Genomic DNA, 15839 nt, shown 5'->3' with positions numbered 1-15839 from the left:
ACCGCGCGGTCCCGTTGGTTTATTCCGCTGCTGCGGTTTTTTTGGCGGCTGCCTTTTTCGCTGCCGGCTTTTTGGCTGCAGCTTTTTTGGCTGGCGCCTTCTTCGCGGCGGCTTTCTTGGCGACAGGCTTGGCGGCCGGCTTGGCAGTTGCTGCTGCCTCGGCCGCGCCCTCCGCGCTGTCGCCCTTCGCGGCCGTTTTCTTGGCCGCGCCCGGCTTGGCCTTGCGCTCCTCGAACTCGAAGCTGATCTTGCCGTCCTTGCCGCGCACCAGGAAGGCCTTGAACGGCCGGCGGGTACGCTGCGAGATGAAGCCAGGCAGCAGGTCGGTCTTGCCTTCGTTGAGCAGCTTGGCCATCTGCTCCGGCAGGATCTCCTGTTGCAGGATGATGCGGCTGGAACGGAAGTCGCAAGTCTTTGGCTTGGCCACCTGGTTTTCGCAGGTATAGGCCAGGCCCATCTCGTACACGCCGCCGGCGCATTTCGGGCAAGGGCCGAGCGGAGTCTGGCCGCTGAAGTCGACGCCTTCGCCGTCTTCCCCTTCCTCGTCGTTCTGGCCGAAATCGAACTCCAGCTTGAAGTTCTTGATTTCTTCATCCTTCACGATGCGCAGAATGGCGGCGAACGGACGGCCCATCTTGGAGCGGAAGCCTTGCAGCGGGCCGATGGTACGGTCGCGCAGCAGTTGTTCCACTTCCTCGATTTCGAACTGGCGGCCGCCAGGCACCTTGGTCATCGAGAATTCGCACTTGGTGCAGGCGAAGCGGCGGTAGTTTTCCTTGACCACGCCAGCGCAATTCGGGCACGGCGTATGCAGCGTCGCGTAATCGCCCGGAATGGTGTCGTTGTCGTATTCCTTGGCGCGCTTGACGATGATCTGGGTCATCTGGGCGATTTCGCGCATGAATTCTTCACGCGAGATCCTGCCCTTCTCCATTTGCGACAGCTTGTATTCCCACTCGCCGGTCAGTTCCGGCGCGGTCAGCTCGCTCACGCCCAGGCCGCGCAGCAGCGTCATGAGCTGGAACGCTTTCGCGGTCGGCATCATTTCGCGGCCTTCGCGCAGCAGGTATTTCTCTCCGATCAGGCCCTCAATAATGGCTGCGCGGGTCGCCGGCGTGCCCAGGCCTTTGCCGGCCATGGCATCGCGCAGTTCGTCGGAGTCGACCAGCTTGCCCGCGCCTTCCATTGCCGACAGCAGCGTCGCTTCGGTATAGCGTGCGGGCGGTTTGGTCACCAGGCCGTTCGGCGTGACTTTCTCGGTCAGGACTTTCTCGCCCTTCGCCACCGGCACCAGGTTGCCGCCGCCGCCTTCCTTCTCGTCGTCGCCCGCAGCATCCTTGCCGTAGATCGCCAGCCAACCCGGGTTGGTCATCACCTTGCCTTCGGTCTTGAACTGGTGGCCCGCCACTTCAGTGAAGCGGGTGGTGACCAGGAACTCCGCGGCCGGGAAGAACACCGCCATGAAGCGGCGGGTCACCAGGTCGTACAGCTTCTGTTCCGGCTCGCTCAGGTTCTTCGGCACGATGCCGGTCGGGATGATCGCGAAGTGGTCGCTGATCTTCGTGTTGTCGAAGATGCGCTTGTTCGGCTTGACCCAGCCTTTGTCCAGGATCTGCTTGGCGAACTGGTTGTAGTTATTGCTTCCCTTGAGAACTTCCAGCGTGTCCTTGACGGTCGGCAGGTAGTCTTCCGGCAGGTGGCGCGAATCGGTACGCGGATAAGTCAGCACTTTGTGCTTCTCGTACAGCGCCTGCGCCAGGCCCAGGGTGTTCTTGGCCGAAAAGCCGAAGCGCGAGTTGGCTTCCCGCTGCAGCGAGGTCAGGTCGAACAGGCCGGGCGACATCGAGGTGGTCGGCTTGGACTCCTCGGTGACATTGCCCTGCTTGCCCTTGCAAGCCAGCGCGATCGTATCGGCGGCGGTCTTGCTCCACAGGCGCTCGGCGCGCTTCTCCGGATCGTTTTCGTCCTTCTTGAAGTTGGTGTCCAGCCAGCGGCCTTCATAGATGCCGGCCGCGCACACGAACTCGGCGCGCACTTCCCAGTAATCGCGCGAGACGAAACTCTTGATCTTCTCTTCGCGCTCGACCACGATCGACAGGGTCGGCGTCTGCACGCGGCCCACGGTGGTCAGGTAGAAGCCGCCCTCTTTCGAGTTGAAGGCGGTCATGGCGCGGGTACCGTTGATGCCGATCAGCCAGTCCGCTTCCGAGCGGCAGCGCGCAGCATCGGCCAGCGGCAGCATTTCGTCGTCGCTGCGCAGGTGGGTGAAGCCGTCGCGGATCGCGTTCGGCGTCATCGACTGCAGCCACAGGCGCTTGACCGGTTGCTTGGCTTTCGCATTCTGCGCAATCAGGCGGAAGATCAGTTCACCTTCGCGGCCCGCGTCGCATGCGTTAATCAGGGTGGTGACGTCCTTGCGCTTGATCAGCTTGTTCAGCACCTTGAGGCGCGATTCCGTCTTGGCGATCGGGTTCAGCGCAAAGTACGGCGGGATCATCGGCAAATGGGTGAAGGTCCATTTGCCGCGCTTGACGTCGTGCTCTTCAGGCACGGCGATTTCCAGCAAGTGGCCCACTGCGGAAGACAGCACGTAATCGTCGGATTCGAAATACTCATCGTGCTTGCTGAAGCCGCCAAGGGCTTTCGCGATGTCGTTCGCGACAGAAGGTTTCTCAGCGATGATGAGGGCTTTACTCATATTTATAGTTCTCGTCGGTGTATGCGGCAGCGCGCATCATACAACATTAGAAAGTAAACGATGCCAAGTGATGCTGCGAATGCATCACACGCTGCGAATATTATTACGGAATTGGCCGGCGCAGGGCAACGCTGGCAAGAGTGTGCTTAGTGCAACAGACGTGGCGCCTGGTCTTCTTCGGCGCCAAACAGGTCGTCGAACATCAGGGCGTCCGGTTCCTTGCCCTGGCTCCACAGCAGCATCAGCACGATGATCTTCAGCTTGCCCAGCGACACCGGGGCCTCGTCCAGCGCCAGGGCGCGTTCGATAACGATTTCACGTTGCAGCGGGGACAGCAGGCCGGCGCTCTCCAGGAACTGGATAAAGCCGACGGCAGGGGCGCCCAGTACGTCCAGCTCCTGGCGCACGTAGAAGCGCGTGCCAGAAGATGCGGCCGTCAGCGACTGCTCGACGCCAGCCATGGCGGCGAGGTCGTTCAGCCAGACCAGCGCCTCGGAAATCTCTACATCGTCGAAACCGACTGCGGAGAGTTTCTTTGCCAATGCTGCGGGTTCAGGGCAGGCATCAGGGCGGTAATAGGTCTCGTACAGGTAAACCAGGATGTCAAACATGGCGCTACTTTAGCAGGATCTGTGAGGCGGGCACAAGCATAACGGCGGTTCACGGGCCTTTCAGGCGCTGGAAAGCACCGCCCGGCAGCCTTTCCACCACACCCGCAAGCTCCAGGGCAAGCAAGCTTGCCTGCATGTCACTTGGCGGAAGTTGCAACCTTGTAGCAAGCTCATCGGCACCGACCGGATCATGGCCCAGGGCAGCCAACAGCCAGCCTGCGGCCTGGTCCATTGGCATCGCTGCCTCGCCCGGCGCAGCCAGGCCCAGGTCTTCCAGCAGGTGCTCCGGCGTTGCGACCAGCCGCGCACCTTCTCTTATTAGAGCATGGCAGCCGGCCGACTGCGGCGACAGCACGGAGCCCGGCAGCACCAGGACTTCGCGGCCGGCGTCCATTGCCGCATGCGCGGTGATCAGCGAGCCGGAGCGCGCCGCAGCTTCGATCACCAGCGTGGCGCGCGTCATGCCGGCGATGATGCGGTTGCGGATCGGGAAATGTTCGGCCCGCGCCGCCGTGCCCAGGACAAATTCGCTGACCAGGCAGCCCTCCTCCGCGATACGGCGTGCCAGGGCGGCGTTGCGGCGCGGGTAGATACGGTCGATGCCGGTGCCGATCACCGCCACAGTGCCGCCCGCCCCTTCCATCCCGCCTTCATGCGCGGCGGCGTCGATGCCCAGTGCCAGGCCGGAGACCACCGGCATGCCGGCCTCACTCAATACGCGTGCAAACCGGCGCGCATTGGACTTGCCTTGCAGGGTGGAGTTGCGAGCGCCCACTACCGCCACACCTTCGCGCTGGAGCAGTGACAGCTTGCCTTTGACATACAGCAGCAGCGGTGGATCGGCGATGTGCTTCAGGGTCGGCGGGTATTCCGGGTCGCCAAACAGGACCAGGTGGTTGCCCTCCTGGGCAGCCCATTCCAGCGCGGCCTGCGCCATGGCGAATATCCGCTCCGGCATGGGGCCGGCAAGGCAGAGGGCAAGTTCCAGCGAGACGTCGTCTTCGCCATCGCCGCCAGCCCGCTGCAGTGGGCGCGCGATATCCGCATCGGCCTGCGTCAGCATGCGCAAGGGCAGCGGAGCGGCATCATCCTGTGCCGGGGGCACAGCAAGACGGGCATTGGCGGCGGTGAAAACTGATTGGGGGGAGTGGTAACGCTGGAGCAGCCTGAAGGCTGTGTGGCGGCCGACGCCTGGCGTGTTCGCCAGGCGCAGCCACATCGCCAGGCGCTCGAGGTCCTGGCGGGTGGGGGTTGGGGCATCCGTGACTGGCACGGCCATGGGATTTACTCCGCTGTCTTGGCGACATCCCCCACAACGATTGGTTCAGTCACCTGCATGATCAAGCCATACGACACGTGCTTGAACACGCGGAAGATAAACAAGCTGCCCACGCGTTCATCCGGCAGCTTGACCGTCGGGTTGCGCAGATTGAGCAGGCCTTTCGACGCGCCCGGATCGCTCACCACTTCACCCTTATGGTATAGCTGCAGCACGGAACCGATATCGAGTCCGTCAAGCTTTCCGCGATTAATGCTGACAACCTGGTTCTGGCCAGCGTGCGTGACGCCGTTGTACACCGCCAGCACGTGGGCGTTGACTTCCACTTCCGGCGGATGCGGAACATAGTTCTGCATCGGCATTGGCGGCATTGCCATCAGCAAGTCGCCCTTGCCCATTTCTTCCTTGGCGCTGGCGACGACGAAGGTATGCACGTCGCTGCCCGCTTCGGCCGGAGCTTCCAGCTTCAGGGTACCGAGGTAGAACGCTTCCAGCGCAACCACCTTCTTGGTGACCGGGTCTTTCAGCGGCTTACCTGGGCGGAACACCTGGAACGAGGTGCTGCCTTTCAGGTCGCCGCGGACATAGGCTTTATCGTCCTTGCCGATGAACACGCGGGCGCCGCGCGTCGCAATGATGCGCGGTGCGTTTTTGAGTTCATCTTCTTCGATGATCAGGGGTTGGGTCAGGAACGGTTCGATTGCGCCGGACGGGATCGACTGGACGGCATCCTTGCCCAGGCCTTCGGTCCGCAGTTGCGGGCCAAGGCGCATATCGCCGGCCGTGCCATCGCCGCCGACCTTGTTGCCAAGGCGCAGTCGGCCGGCTTCGCGGTCGAACCAGACGATCTGCCCTGGATAGATCCAGTGCGGATTCGCGATTTCTTCTTTATTCATGCCCCAAACCTGCGGCCAGCACCAAGGCTTGTCGAGGAAGGTTCCGGAGATACCCCACAGGGTATCGCCTTTGACGACGGTATGGCTATCCGGTGCGTTCGGCTTAAATTCACAGACGATGGTCTTGGCGTGGGCCGGAACGGCCGTCACACCGCAAAACAGGGCTGCGGCCAACAGGCGGCTGCTGCTTGTGCTAAAATTTTTCATTGATATATCCGTTAGGTGCGGCAATGACGGAAGGCCACAAAGGCTTGCCTCACTGAAATCAAATTCTGCCCATATTACCCTGATCAAGCAAGGAATTCGTGTCACAGAAGCAATCGTGCACGCATAATATGCGCCATTTACCGCACAATCATTGTCGTTTAACTAAGATTCTCCCGTGAAACTGAATATTCTCCGCTACCCGGACCCTCGCCTGCACAAAATTGCGAAACCTGTTGCCGTGTTCGACGAGCGCCTGGCCAAACTGGTGGAAGACATGGCAGAAACCATGTACGACGCACCGGGCATCGGCCTGGCCGCAACCCAGGTGGACGTGCATGAGCAAATTGTCATCATTGACGTTACCGAAGACAAAACCGGCCTGACCGCCTTCATCAACCCGGAAATCCTGTGGTCGAGCGAGGAAAAACAGGTTTACGACGAGGGCTGCCTGTCCGTGCCGGGCGTGTACGACGGCGTCGAGCGCCCTTCGGCAGTGAAAGTGCGTGCTTACAACGTCAAAGGCGAACCGTTCGAAGTCGACGCCGACGGCCTGCTGGCAGTCTGCATCCAGCACGAAATGGATCACCTGAAAGGCAAAGTATTCGTCGAATACCTGTCTCCCTTGAAACGCAATCGTATCAAGACCAAACTGCAAAAAGAAGAACGTGGCATCCAGCGCGAAGAAGCGCTGCGCGCCGCAGGTCGCCGTTACTGATACCAGCGGGGGAAGCATGAAAGTGATCTTCGCGGGCACGCCTGAGTTTGCGGCCGTCGCCCTCCAGGCCCTGCACGAAGCAGGTTTCGAGATTCCCCTGGTACTGACCCAGCCTGATCGCCCGGCCGGCCGCGGCATGCAGTTGCAGCCGTCGGCGGTCAAGCAATACGCTGTCAAGCACGGCATCGAGGTGTTGCAGCCCCTGTCGCTGCGCACGGACGCCAAGGACCCGCAACGCGCGGCGGAAGCCAAGGCCGCCCACGAGCGCCTGCTGGCCACCGATTACGACGTGATGGTAGTGGCGGCCTATGGCCTGATCCTGCCGCGCTCCACCCTCGACATCAAGCCTTGTCTGAATATCCATGGCTCGCTGCTGCCGCGCTGGCGCGGCGCCGCCCCGATCCACCGCGCGATCGAATCGGGCGATGCCGAGACCGGCGTCACCATCATGGAAATGGAAGAAGGCCTGGACACCGGCCCCATGCTGCTGATCGAACGCACGCCGATCACGCCGCAGGACACCACAGCCACCCTGCACGACAAGCTGGCCGCCATGGGCGCCCAGATGATGGTCAAGGTGTTGCACAAGATGGAACAAGGCGTGGTGGAAGCCGTGCCGCAGCCGGAACAAGGCGTCACCTACGCCAACAAGATCCTGAAAGAAGAAGCCGCACTGGACTTCACCCTGCCGGCACGCGAAATCAGCCGCAAGATCCGCGCCTTCAATCCCTTCCCGGGCGCCCATGGCGAGGTGAATGGCACGGTGATCAAGCTGTGGGGCGCTGAAGTGCTGGAGCAGGGCAGCAGCGCCGCCGCTGGCCAGGTGGTCGCCGCGGACGCGCAGCACGGCATCATCGTCGCTTGCGGCGAAGGTGCGCTGCGACTGACGCAGTTGCAAAAACCCGGCGGCAAGCGCCTGCCTGCCGCTGAATTCATCAAAGGCTTCCCGCTCGACGGGCAGCGCTTCCAGTAAATGGACCAACTCGCGGCGCTGCGCGCGCTTCGCCGCGTTGTTGAACTGGGCAGCTTTACCGCTGCCGCCGATGCCCTCGGCATTTCCCACACCATTGTTTCGCGCCAGGTGCGCCAGCTCGAAGAACACCTCGGCGCCCAGCTCCTGAACCGCACCACGCGCCGCTTCGCCCTGACCGATGCTGGCCGCGATTATTACGAATCGACCCGTGAGGTACTCGACCTGCTGGACGACGCCGACCGCAATATCGGCCGCCACCAGGCCGAGCCCACCGGCGTCCTGCGCATCAACGCGCCGATGGCCTTCGGTACTATCGAGGTGGCGCAATGGCTGCCCGGCTTCATATCCCGCTACCCGGGTGTGCAGGTTGACCTGGTGTGCAACGACCGCATGGTGGATCTGATAGAGGATGGTTTCGATGTCGCCCTGCGCCTGGCACGCGAGCTGCCGGATTCCACGCTGGTCGCGCGCCGCCTGGCGACCAGCAAGGTGCTGCTCGTGGCGAGCCCCGATTACTTGCGGGCGCATGGCGCCCCCGCCGTGCCGGACGAGCTGGCGCAGCACAACTGCCTGCTCTACACGGCAGCCGCGCGCGCCAATGAATGGACGCTGGCGGGGCCGGATGGTTCCGAGCACGCCGTCGCAGTGCGCGGCTCGCTGCAAGCCAACACCAATATTGCCCTTCGTGCCGCGGCGGTGGCAGGCGTCGGCATTGCCAACGCCGCCGCCTTCATCGTGCGCGAAGAGCTGGCGCGCGGCGCGCTGGTGGAAGTCCTGCCCGGCTACACGCCGAAGCCGCGCGAGCTGTATGCCCTGTACCCGCAGAACCGCCACCTGTCGCCCAAGGTGCGTGCCTTTGTCGATTACGCTGCCGGCGTTTATATCAACATCTTCTGAACTGCACGGAATTGCTGCGTGAGGCCGCCCCAGCCCCACGCGGCCGGCCGCGCGTCATCGATATGGATGTAGCTGACTTCATGCAGCTCCCCGAGCAGTTCCTGCAAATCCTTGTAGACCGCAGCGATATAGGCCGACTTTTCGTTGGCGGTATTGGTTTCGTCGGTCACCTTGATGTCGAAGAAGAAGCTCGCCTTGCCCAGCTCCACCAGCGATTCGCCGCCGACAAACCACTGCTCGCGCGGCGTGTAATGCACCGCGATGGCGGTCAGCGCCGGAGCCTTGTGCAGGATGTCGCCGGTGTGCTTCATCAAGATGTTGGAGACTTTTTTGGCAGGCACTTGTTCTGGGGTGCCGCTGACGGTGATGTTCAGGATAGGCATTTTGAAGCTCCTTCAAAGTGGTTGGTTGATGGAGTCATCTTAGGCGGGCCAGTCGAGGTTTAGTAGCAGTCTGGCAACACATGATTTGTGCAAATCCAGCACAAATCACGCTAGAATTATCGGAAATGCAATTCCAGTAAAGACCATGCGCCGTGTCCTTTTGTTGACTTGCCTGTTCGCTTGCCTGCCCGGCTTCGCCAAACCAGACGTATCGCTGGGGCGCTTTGACGATCCGGCAGTCCAGCAGGCGGTACGCGAAGCGGCGGCGCAAGCGCCGGCGCCGAGCGCACAGCCGACCGCCGATTTCACGGGCGGTGAACAGGCCCGGCGTCTCGACCTCGCGTTCAAGGAGGCCGAGGTGCCGGATTGTCTGCATTCGGAAGGCTTGAAACGCCAGCCTCCGGTAATACTCTTCATCCCCCTGAGCGGCGTACTCGCCCTGCCCTTCGTCGGCATCGCCAAACTGCGGGGCAAGTGCAAGTAAGCCGCAGGCCTAGCGCTGCGAGTCGAGCTGCTCGTGGTCTTGCACCACTTGCTGGGCTTTGCCGTAGCTCTCGATCAGCAGCTGGTAGGCCGGGAAGATCCTGGTGTATACCTGCGCCCATTCGGCGGCATCTTCACGGTTCCAGGTCTGCTGCAGTTCGGATGCCACGCCCGCCGTATCGATCGGCACCACGCCAGCCTGCACCACCCGCGTCAGGGTGATTTCCTGCGCCATCTTGCTGTAGGTGCCTGAAGCGTCGACCACGGCAAACACGCGATAGCCGTCGTAGGCAGCGGCAATCGACGGGAAAGCCATGCACACGCTGGTGATGGTGCCGGCGATGATCAGGGTCTTGCGCCCTGTCGCCTTCACGGCTGCCACAAAGTCCGGGTTATCCCATGCGTTGATCTCGCCGCGGCGCGCCACGTATTTTGCGTGCGGCGCGTTCTCGTGGATTTCCGGGATCAGCGGGCCGTTCGGGCCTTGCGGCACCGAGGCCGTGGTGATCACCGGCAGCTTGGCCAGTGTCGCCATCCTCGCCAGCGCCGCTGCCCGTGTGCGCAGTTCCGGCATTGGCATGTCGCCCACCGTCTGGAATAAGCCGCTCTGGTGGTCGATCAGCAGCATGGCGGTATCGGCTGGATCGATGACTGGGCGCTGGCCGTTGAAGTTTGCTGGGGTGCTCATGGTAAGTCTCCTCTTAGTGCTGGCCAAAACGGCCCTGGTTAAAATCGTTGATCGCTGCCACAATTTCCTGTTCGGTGTTCATGACGAAGGGACCGTGGCCGACAATCGGTTCATCAATCGGCTGCCCGGACAGGACCAGCAGCGTGGCGTCCGAGTTCGCTTCGATCACCGCGTTCTGGCCCTCTGCATCAAGCACCACCAACTGCGCTTCGCGGGCGATGCTTTCGCCATTGACCAGCACCGTGCCGCGCAAAACAACCAGCATCGCGTTCCAGCCGGCCGTCAGCAGCAATGGCGTGGTGCCGCCCTGCTTCAGGCGCATATCCCACACATGCATCTGGCTGTGCGTATGTGCTGGCCCCCACTGGTCGTCGAATTCGCCCGCGATCACCCGCACCTGGCCCGCGCCATCCGGCAAGTCGACGGTCGGAATGGTGTCGGCGGTAATGGCCTGGTAGCCGGGCCGGGTCATCTTGTCGCCGGCAGGCAGGTTGACCCAGAGCTGCACCATCTCCAGCACGCCGCCTTTGCGGGTAAATTCAGGCGAGTGGAATTCGTCGTGCAGGATCCCGGAGCCGGCGGTCATCCATTGCACGTCGTCAGGGCCGATCAAGCCGCCTTCGCCGGTCGAATCGCGGTGCGCAACCTCGCCCTGGTAGACGATGGTCACGGTCTCGAAACCGCGGTGCGGGTGCGAGCCAACGCCGCGTGGCTCGGTCGAGGGTTCGAACCTGGCCGGGCCGGCATAGTCCAGCATCAGGAATGGGCTGGCTTGCTTGCCGTGGCTGCGGTAGTTAAAGAGGGAACGCACCGGGAAGCCGTCGCCCACCCAGTGAGGGGCTTGTGCGCCGTAGATGCCGAGGACTCGTTTCATTGCCATCTCCTTCGTATGTGATGAAGACAGCTTAATTTCAGGACGACGGTGCCGGTAGTCTGCTAAATTACGACTCACAGTCCTACTTTTAGAACGATGGAAGATCTCAACGACCTGTATTACTTCGCCCAGGCAGTCGAACATGGGGGTTTTGCGCCAGCCGGCCGCGCGCTCGGCATGCCGAAATCAAAACTCAGCCGCCGCATCGCCCTGCTGGAGGAGCGGCTTGGCGTGCGCCTGGTGCACCGGACCACGCGCCAGTTCACCGTGACCGAGGTAGGCCAGACGTTTTACGAGCATTGCAAAGCCATGCTGGTGGAAGCGGAGGCGGCGCAGGACGCCATCGTCGCCCTGCGCAGCGAGCCCACCGGCACAGTGCGGCTTACCTGCCCGGTGGCCCTGCTGCATGTGAACGTGGGCGACATCCTGGCCGGCTTCATGGCCGCCAACCCCAAGGTGCAGGTGCAGCTCGAAGCCAGCAACCGCCGCGTGGACCTGGTGGCGGAAGGCATCGACGTGGCGATCCGCGTGCGCCCGCTGCCGCTGGAAGACAGCGAGTTAATCGTGCGGCAATTGGCCGACCGCGCCATCTGCCTGGCTGCCAGCCCGGCGCTGGTGGAGCGCATGGGCATGCCTTCCGCTCCCGCCGCCCTGACTGGCTGGCCCAGCCTCGGCCTCGGCCAGCCGCAACAGACCCATAGCTGGGAGCTGTTCGGGCCCGGCGGCGCCCAGGCCACGGTATTCCACCAGCCGCGCTTCATCACCACCGACATGATCGCCCTGCGCAACGCCGCCGTGGCCGGGGTGGGCGTGGTCCAGCTGCCTCTATTGATGGTGAAGGAACAACTGGCCACAGGCGCCCTGGTGCGCCTGCTGCCCGACTGGGCCCCTCGGCGCGAGGTAATCCATGCCGTCTACCCTTCCCGGCGCGGCATGCTGCCCTCGGTGCGCGCCCTGCTCGACTACCTGGCCGAACGCTACGCCGCCATCTCCGAAGAATGAAATCGGAATAAGCAAATGCCGAATTTGTATCGGCCGCCGGGGCCGGTGGCCGGGGGAAAATGCTGCTTTGCCGTATAATTTCAGGTCCACGTTGCCCAATTCCGCGATATCAAAATGACTAACACGCCCCGTCCAGCATCCAAGACCGAAGCCCAGCTCCGCGAGATCCTTGCGAAGCGCATCATGTTCCTGGATGGCGCGATGGGCACCATCATCCAGCAGTACAAGCTGGATGAAAAAGCATATCGCGGCGAGCGCTTCGCCGATTTCGCGGCACCGCAAGGCAGTGGTCACCGCGAGCTGTTCGTCAAAGGCAATAACGAGCTGCTGACGCTGACGCAGCCCCAGGTGATCCAGGAAATCCATGAACGTTACCTGGCTGCGGGCGCAGACCTGATCGAAACCAATACCTTTGGTGCGACCTCTATCGCGCAGGACGACTATTTCATGGCCCACCTGGCCTATGAGATGAACGTGGAAGCGGCGAAACTGGCAAAGGCTGCCACCGCCAAATATTCCACCGCAGACAAGCCGCGCTTCGTCTGCGGCGCCTTGGGCCCGACCCCGAAGACCGCGTCCATTTCGCCGGACGTGAACGACCCGGCCGCGCGTAACGTCACCTTCGACCAACTGGTCGCGGCTTACTACGAGCAGGTGCGCGGCCTGGTGGATGGCGGCGCCGACGTGCTGCTGGTGGAAACCATCTTCGATACCCTGAACTGCAAGGCTGCGCTGTTCGCGATTGACCAGTACTTCGACGAGCGCCCGGAAATCGAACGCCTGCCGCTGATGATCTCCGGCACCGTGACCGACGCCTCCGGCCGCATCCTGTCCGGCCAGACCGTGCCGGCCTTCTGGAATTCGGTGCGCCACGCCAGGCCGCTGACCATTGGCCTGAACTGCGCGCTGGGCGCGACCCTGATGCGTCCATACGCCGAAGAGCTGTCGCAGATCGCCGATACCTTTGTTTGTATCTATCCGAACGCCGGCCTGCCCAACCCTATGAGCGATACCGGCTTCGACGAACTGCCGGAAGACACTTCGCGCCTGCTGCGCGAGTTCGCCGATGCGGGCTTCATCAACGTGGCCGGAGGCTGTTGCGGCACCACGCCCGACCACATCGCCGCCGTCGCCAAGCTACTGTCCGCCGCCGCGCCGCGCAAGCTGCCGCACGTGCCTGTGGCGCAGCGCCTGTCCGGCCTGGAGCCGTTCACCATCGATGACGATTCGCTGTTCGTCAACGTCGGCGAGCGCACCAACGTGACCGGCTCCAAAGCCTTTGCGCGCATGATCCTGAACGAGCAGTACGACGAGGCGCTGTCGGTCGCACGCCAGCAGGTGGAAAACGGCGCCCAGGTCATCGACATCAATATGGACGAGGCGATGCTGGATTCCCAGGCCGCCATGACCCGCTTCCTGAACCTGATCGCTTCCGAGCCTGATATCTCTCGCGTGCCGATCATGATCGACTCCTCCAAGTGGTCGGTGATCGAAGCAGGCCTGAAGTGCGTGCAGGGCAAGGCCGTGGTGAACTCTATCTCCATGAAGGAAGGCGAGGAAGAATTCATTCGCCAGGCGAAACTGTGCCGCCGCTACGGCGCTGCTGTCATCGTGATGGCATTCGATGAAACTGGCCAGGCCGACACCTTCGCCCGCAAGATCGAAATCTGCGAACGCGCATACAAGGTGCTGACCGGGAAAGTCGGCTTCCCGCCGGAAGACATCATCTTCGACCCGAACATCTTCGCGGTGGCAACCGGTATCGAAGAGCACAACAACTACGCGGTGGACTTCATCGAAGCCACGCGCTGGATCAAGAACAACCTGCCCCACGCGAAGATTTCCGGCGGCGTGTCGAACGTATCGTTCTCCTTCCGCGGCAACGACCCGGCGCGTGAAGCAATCCACACCGTGTTCCTGTACCACGCCATCAAGGCTGGCATGACCATGGGTATCGTCAACGCCGGCATGGTGGGCGTGTATGACGACCTGCCGGCCGAACTGCGCGAGCGTGTGGAAGACGTGGTGCTGAACCGCCGCGAAGACGCCACCGAGCGCATGATCGAATTCGCGGCGACGCTGAAGGGCGGCGCCAAGCAAGAGACTGCGAACCTGGAGTGGCGCAATGCGCCGGTCGAAAAACGCCTGGCGCACGCGCTGGTGCACGGCATCACCCAGTTCATCACCGACGACACGGAGGAGATGCGCCTGCAGGTGTTCAATAGCGGCGGCCGGCCGATCAATGTGATCGAAGGCCCGCTGATGGACGGCATGAATATCGTTGGCGACCTGTTCGGCCAGGGCAAGATGTTCCTGCCGCAGGTGGTGAAGTCGGCGCGCGTGATGAAACAGGCAGTAGCCCACCTGATTCCTTACATCGAGGAAGAAAAGAAGGCGGAAGAAGCGCGTACCGGCATCGTCGCCAAGCCGAAAGGCAAGATCGTGATCGCGACCGTAAAAGGCGACGTGCACGATATCGGCAAGAACATCGTGTCCGTGGTCCTGCAGTGTAATAACTTTGAAGTTGTGAACATGGGCGTGATGGTGCCGGCCTCCGAGATCCTGGCACGCGCCAAGCTGGAAAACGCCGACATCATCGGCCTGTCCGGCCTGATCACGCCATCGCTGGAAGAAATGGCGCACGTTGCTAAGGAAATGCAGCGCGACGAGCACTTCCGCATGATGAAGATTCCGCTGCTGATCGGCGGAGCGACCACCAGCCGTGCCCACACTGCGGTGAAGATCGCCCACAACTACGAAGGCCCGGTGGTATATGTGCCAGATGCTTCGCGCTCGGTGTCGGTGGCGCAGTCACTGCTGACCGACGAACAGCGCAGCAAGTTCGTGGAAGAACTTGACCACGACTACGCCCGCATCCGCGAGCAGCACGCCAACAAGAAGGCCCTGCCGACCGTGTCGCTGGAAGCTGCGCGCGCCAACAAGGCGAAGCTGGAGTTTGCTCCTGTGCGTCCGAAGTTCGTTGGCCGCCGCGTGTTCAAGAATGTCGACCTGGCAGCGATTTCCGAATACATCGACTGGGGCCCGTTCTTCCAGACCTGGGACCTGGCCGGCCCCTTCCCTGCCATCCTGACCGATGAAGTTGTCGGCGAAGCGGCCTCCAAGGTATTCGAGGAAGGCAAGGCGCTGCTGAAGAAGATTATCGAAGGCCGCTGGCTGACCGCCAATGGCGTGATCGCGCTGCTGCCTGCCAATACCGTCAATGACGACGACATCGAGGTCTACACCGACGAGTCGCGCTCGGAAGTGGCGTTCACCTACTACGGCCTGCGCCAACAGGGCCTGAAGCCGGTGATCGATGGCGTGCAGCGTCCAAACCAATGCCTGTCGGACTTCATCGCACCGAAGGATTCAGGTAAGCAGGATTACATCGGCATGTTCGCAGTGACTGCGGGCCTGGGCATTGAGAAGTATGAGAAGCGCTTTGAAGATGCGCATGACGACTACTCGTCGATCATGCTGAAGGCGCTGGCTGACCGCCTGGCCGAGGCATTCGCGGAATACCTGCACGAACGCGTGCGTAAAGACCTGTGGGGCTATGCTGCGGAAGAAGTGCTGTCGAATGAGCAGTTGATCAAGGAAGAATACAAAGGCATTCGACCTGCGCCTGGCTACCCGGCCTGCCCTGAGCATACCGTGAAGGCGGATGTGTTCCGCGTGCTCAACGCGAATGAGATCGGGATGGAGCTAACTGAATCGTTTGCGATGTTCCCTGGCGCCGCGGTTTCGGGCTTCTACTTTGCGCACCCGCAGTCGAAGTACTTCACCGTCGGGAAAATCAACGAGGACCAGTTGATCGACATGGCGGCTCGCCGTGCCGTGGCCAAGGAGCAGCTTGAGCGCTGGCTGGCGCCGAACCTTTAAAAGCCGAAGCTCAGGCTTGTCGCAATGGAGGCTGCCGGTCGGAGGGCAGCTTCCGCCCCCTATGCGCAGTTCGCAACTATGCGCAGGTCGTCCCAGGATTATTGTGCTGGTTCAGTCGTAGCTTGGCATTTCGCGAGGTCGATCAGCGTAGATCTGGACATAGTTTACCCACCGCTACGTCGAGGCCGATCCAGCAATGAAGGAAAAGGCGCTCGCCGGACTTGTGCCGCCCGATGCCAGCATGCGTAGTT

Annotated in this window: 13 protein-coding genes; 6 read left to right on the top strand and 7 right to left on the bottom strand. The window is 62.1% G+C overall.

Annotated elements, in window-relative coordinates; translation table 11 throughout:
* Window positions 1-19: 19 nt before the first annotated feature.
* The 4 genes from ASD58_RS10765 to ASD58_RS10750 all read right to left on the bottom strand — a co-directional run bounded on the left by ASD58_RS10765 (window position 20) and on the right by ASD58_RS10750 (window position 5691).
* Entirely contained in the window at window positions 20-2698 is a 2679-nt protein-coding gene (locus tag ASD58_RS10765) for a DNA topoisomerase III (RefSeq protein WP_057261122.1), read from the bottom strand.
* Between the two features lie 146 nt (window positions 2699-2844).
* A complete protein-coding gene (locus ASD58_RS10760; protein WP_057261121.1) occupies window positions 2845-3309 on the bottom strand; it encodes a DUF494 family protein in 465 nt (154 codons plus the stop codon).
* A gap of 49 nt (window positions 3310-3358) precedes the next feature.
* Window positions 3359-4588, bottom strand: a complete 1230-nt coding sequence (gene dprA / locus ASD58_RS10755) for a DNA-processing protein DprA (protein WP_057261120.1) — start codon at window positions 4586-4588, stop codon at window positions 3359-3361.
* A gap of 5 nt (window positions 4589-4593) precedes the next feature.
* The gene (locus ASD58_RS10750; protein WP_057261119.1) at window positions 4594-5691 is read right to left on the bottom strand and encodes a LysM peptidoglycan-binding domain-containing protein; all 1098 of its coding nucleotides are present in this window, start codon (window positions 5689-5691) and stop codon (window positions 4594-4596) included.
* A 175-nt stretch (window positions 5692-5866) separates the two neighbouring features.
* On the opposite strand from ASD58_RS10750, the gene def reads away from it, so the two are divergent.
* From def to ASD58_RS10735, 3 genes are read left to right on the top strand one after another with little or no spacing between them, the layout of a single operon-like run.
* Entirely contained in the window at window positions 5867-6406 is a 540-nt protein-coding gene (gene def, locus ASD58_RS10745; RefSeq protein WP_057261118.1) for a peptide deformylase, read from the top strand.
* A 16-nt stretch (window positions 6407-6422) separates the two neighbouring features.
* Window positions 6423-7379, top strand: a complete 957-nt coding sequence (fmt, locus tag ASD58_RS10740; RefSeq protein ID WP_057261117.1) for a methionyl-tRNA formyltransferase — start codon at window positions 6423-6425, stop codon at window positions 7377-7379.
* A complete protein-coding gene (locus ASD58_RS10735) occupies window positions 7380-8276 on the top strand; it encodes a LysR family transcriptional regulator (protein WP_057261116.1) in 897 nt (298 codons plus the stop codon).
* Here ASD58_RS10735 and ASD58_RS10730 read toward each other — a convergent pair.
* Window positions 8258-8659: a hypothetical protein gene (locus ASD58_RS10730; protein ID WP_057261115.1), complete on the bottom strand. Its 402-nt coding sequence runs from the start codon at window positions 8657-8659 to the stop codon at window positions 8258-8260. The genes ASD58_RS10735 and ASD58_RS10730 overlap by 19 nt on opposite strands.
* A gap of 145 nt (window positions 8660-8804) precedes the next feature.
* Between ASD58_RS10730 and ASD58_RS10725 the strand changes: the two genes are divergently transcribed.
* Window positions 8805-9143, top strand: coding sequence for a hypothetical protein (locus tag ASD58_RS10725; protein ID WP_057261114.1), 339 nt, complete (start codon window positions 8805-8807; stop codon window positions 9141-9143).
* 9 nt (window positions 9144-9152) lie between these two features.
* Here ASD58_RS10725 and ASD58_RS10720 read toward each other — a convergent pair whose 3' ends face one another.
* Both ASD58_RS10720 and ASD58_RS10715 read right to left on the bottom strand, forming a co-directional pair.
* Window positions 9153-9830 (bottom strand): isochorismatase family protein, encoded by a 678-nt coding sequence (locus tag ASD58_RS10720; RefSeq protein ID WP_057261113.1) that lies wholly within the window; start codon window positions 9828-9830, stop codon window positions 9153-9155.
* Window positions 9831-9843: 13 nt separating this feature from the next.
* On the bottom strand, window positions 9844-10704 hold the full coding sequence (locus tag ASD58_RS10715; RefSeq protein ID WP_057261112.1) for a pirin family protein: 861 nt from the start codon (window positions 10702-10704) through the stop codon (window positions 9844-9846).
* A gap of 96 nt (window positions 10705-10800) precedes the next feature.
* Here ASD58_RS10715 and ASD58_RS10710 point away from each other — a divergent pair, with 96 nt between their 5' ends.
* Window positions 10801-11706, top strand: coding sequence for a LysR family transcriptional regulator (locus ASD58_RS10710; protein ID WP_057261111.1), 906 nt, complete (start codon window positions 10801-10803; stop codon window positions 11704-11706).
* A 114-nt stretch (window positions 11707-11820) separates the two neighbouring features.
* Window positions 11821-15588, top strand: a complete 3768-nt coding sequence (gene metH, locus ASD58_RS10705; protein ID WP_057261110.1) for a methionine synthase — start codon at window positions 11821-11823, stop codon at window positions 15586-15588.
* Window positions 15589-15839: the final 251 nt, after the last annotated feature.

It is taken from the genome of Duganella sp. Root1480D1 (assembly GCF_001427305.1).
In the GTDB taxonomy this organism is placed as follows: Bacteria; Pseudomonadota; Gammaproteobacteria; order Burkholderiales; family Burkholderiaceae_D; genus Rugamonas.
This window is presented reverse-complemented; position numbering and strand designations above follow the sequence as displayed.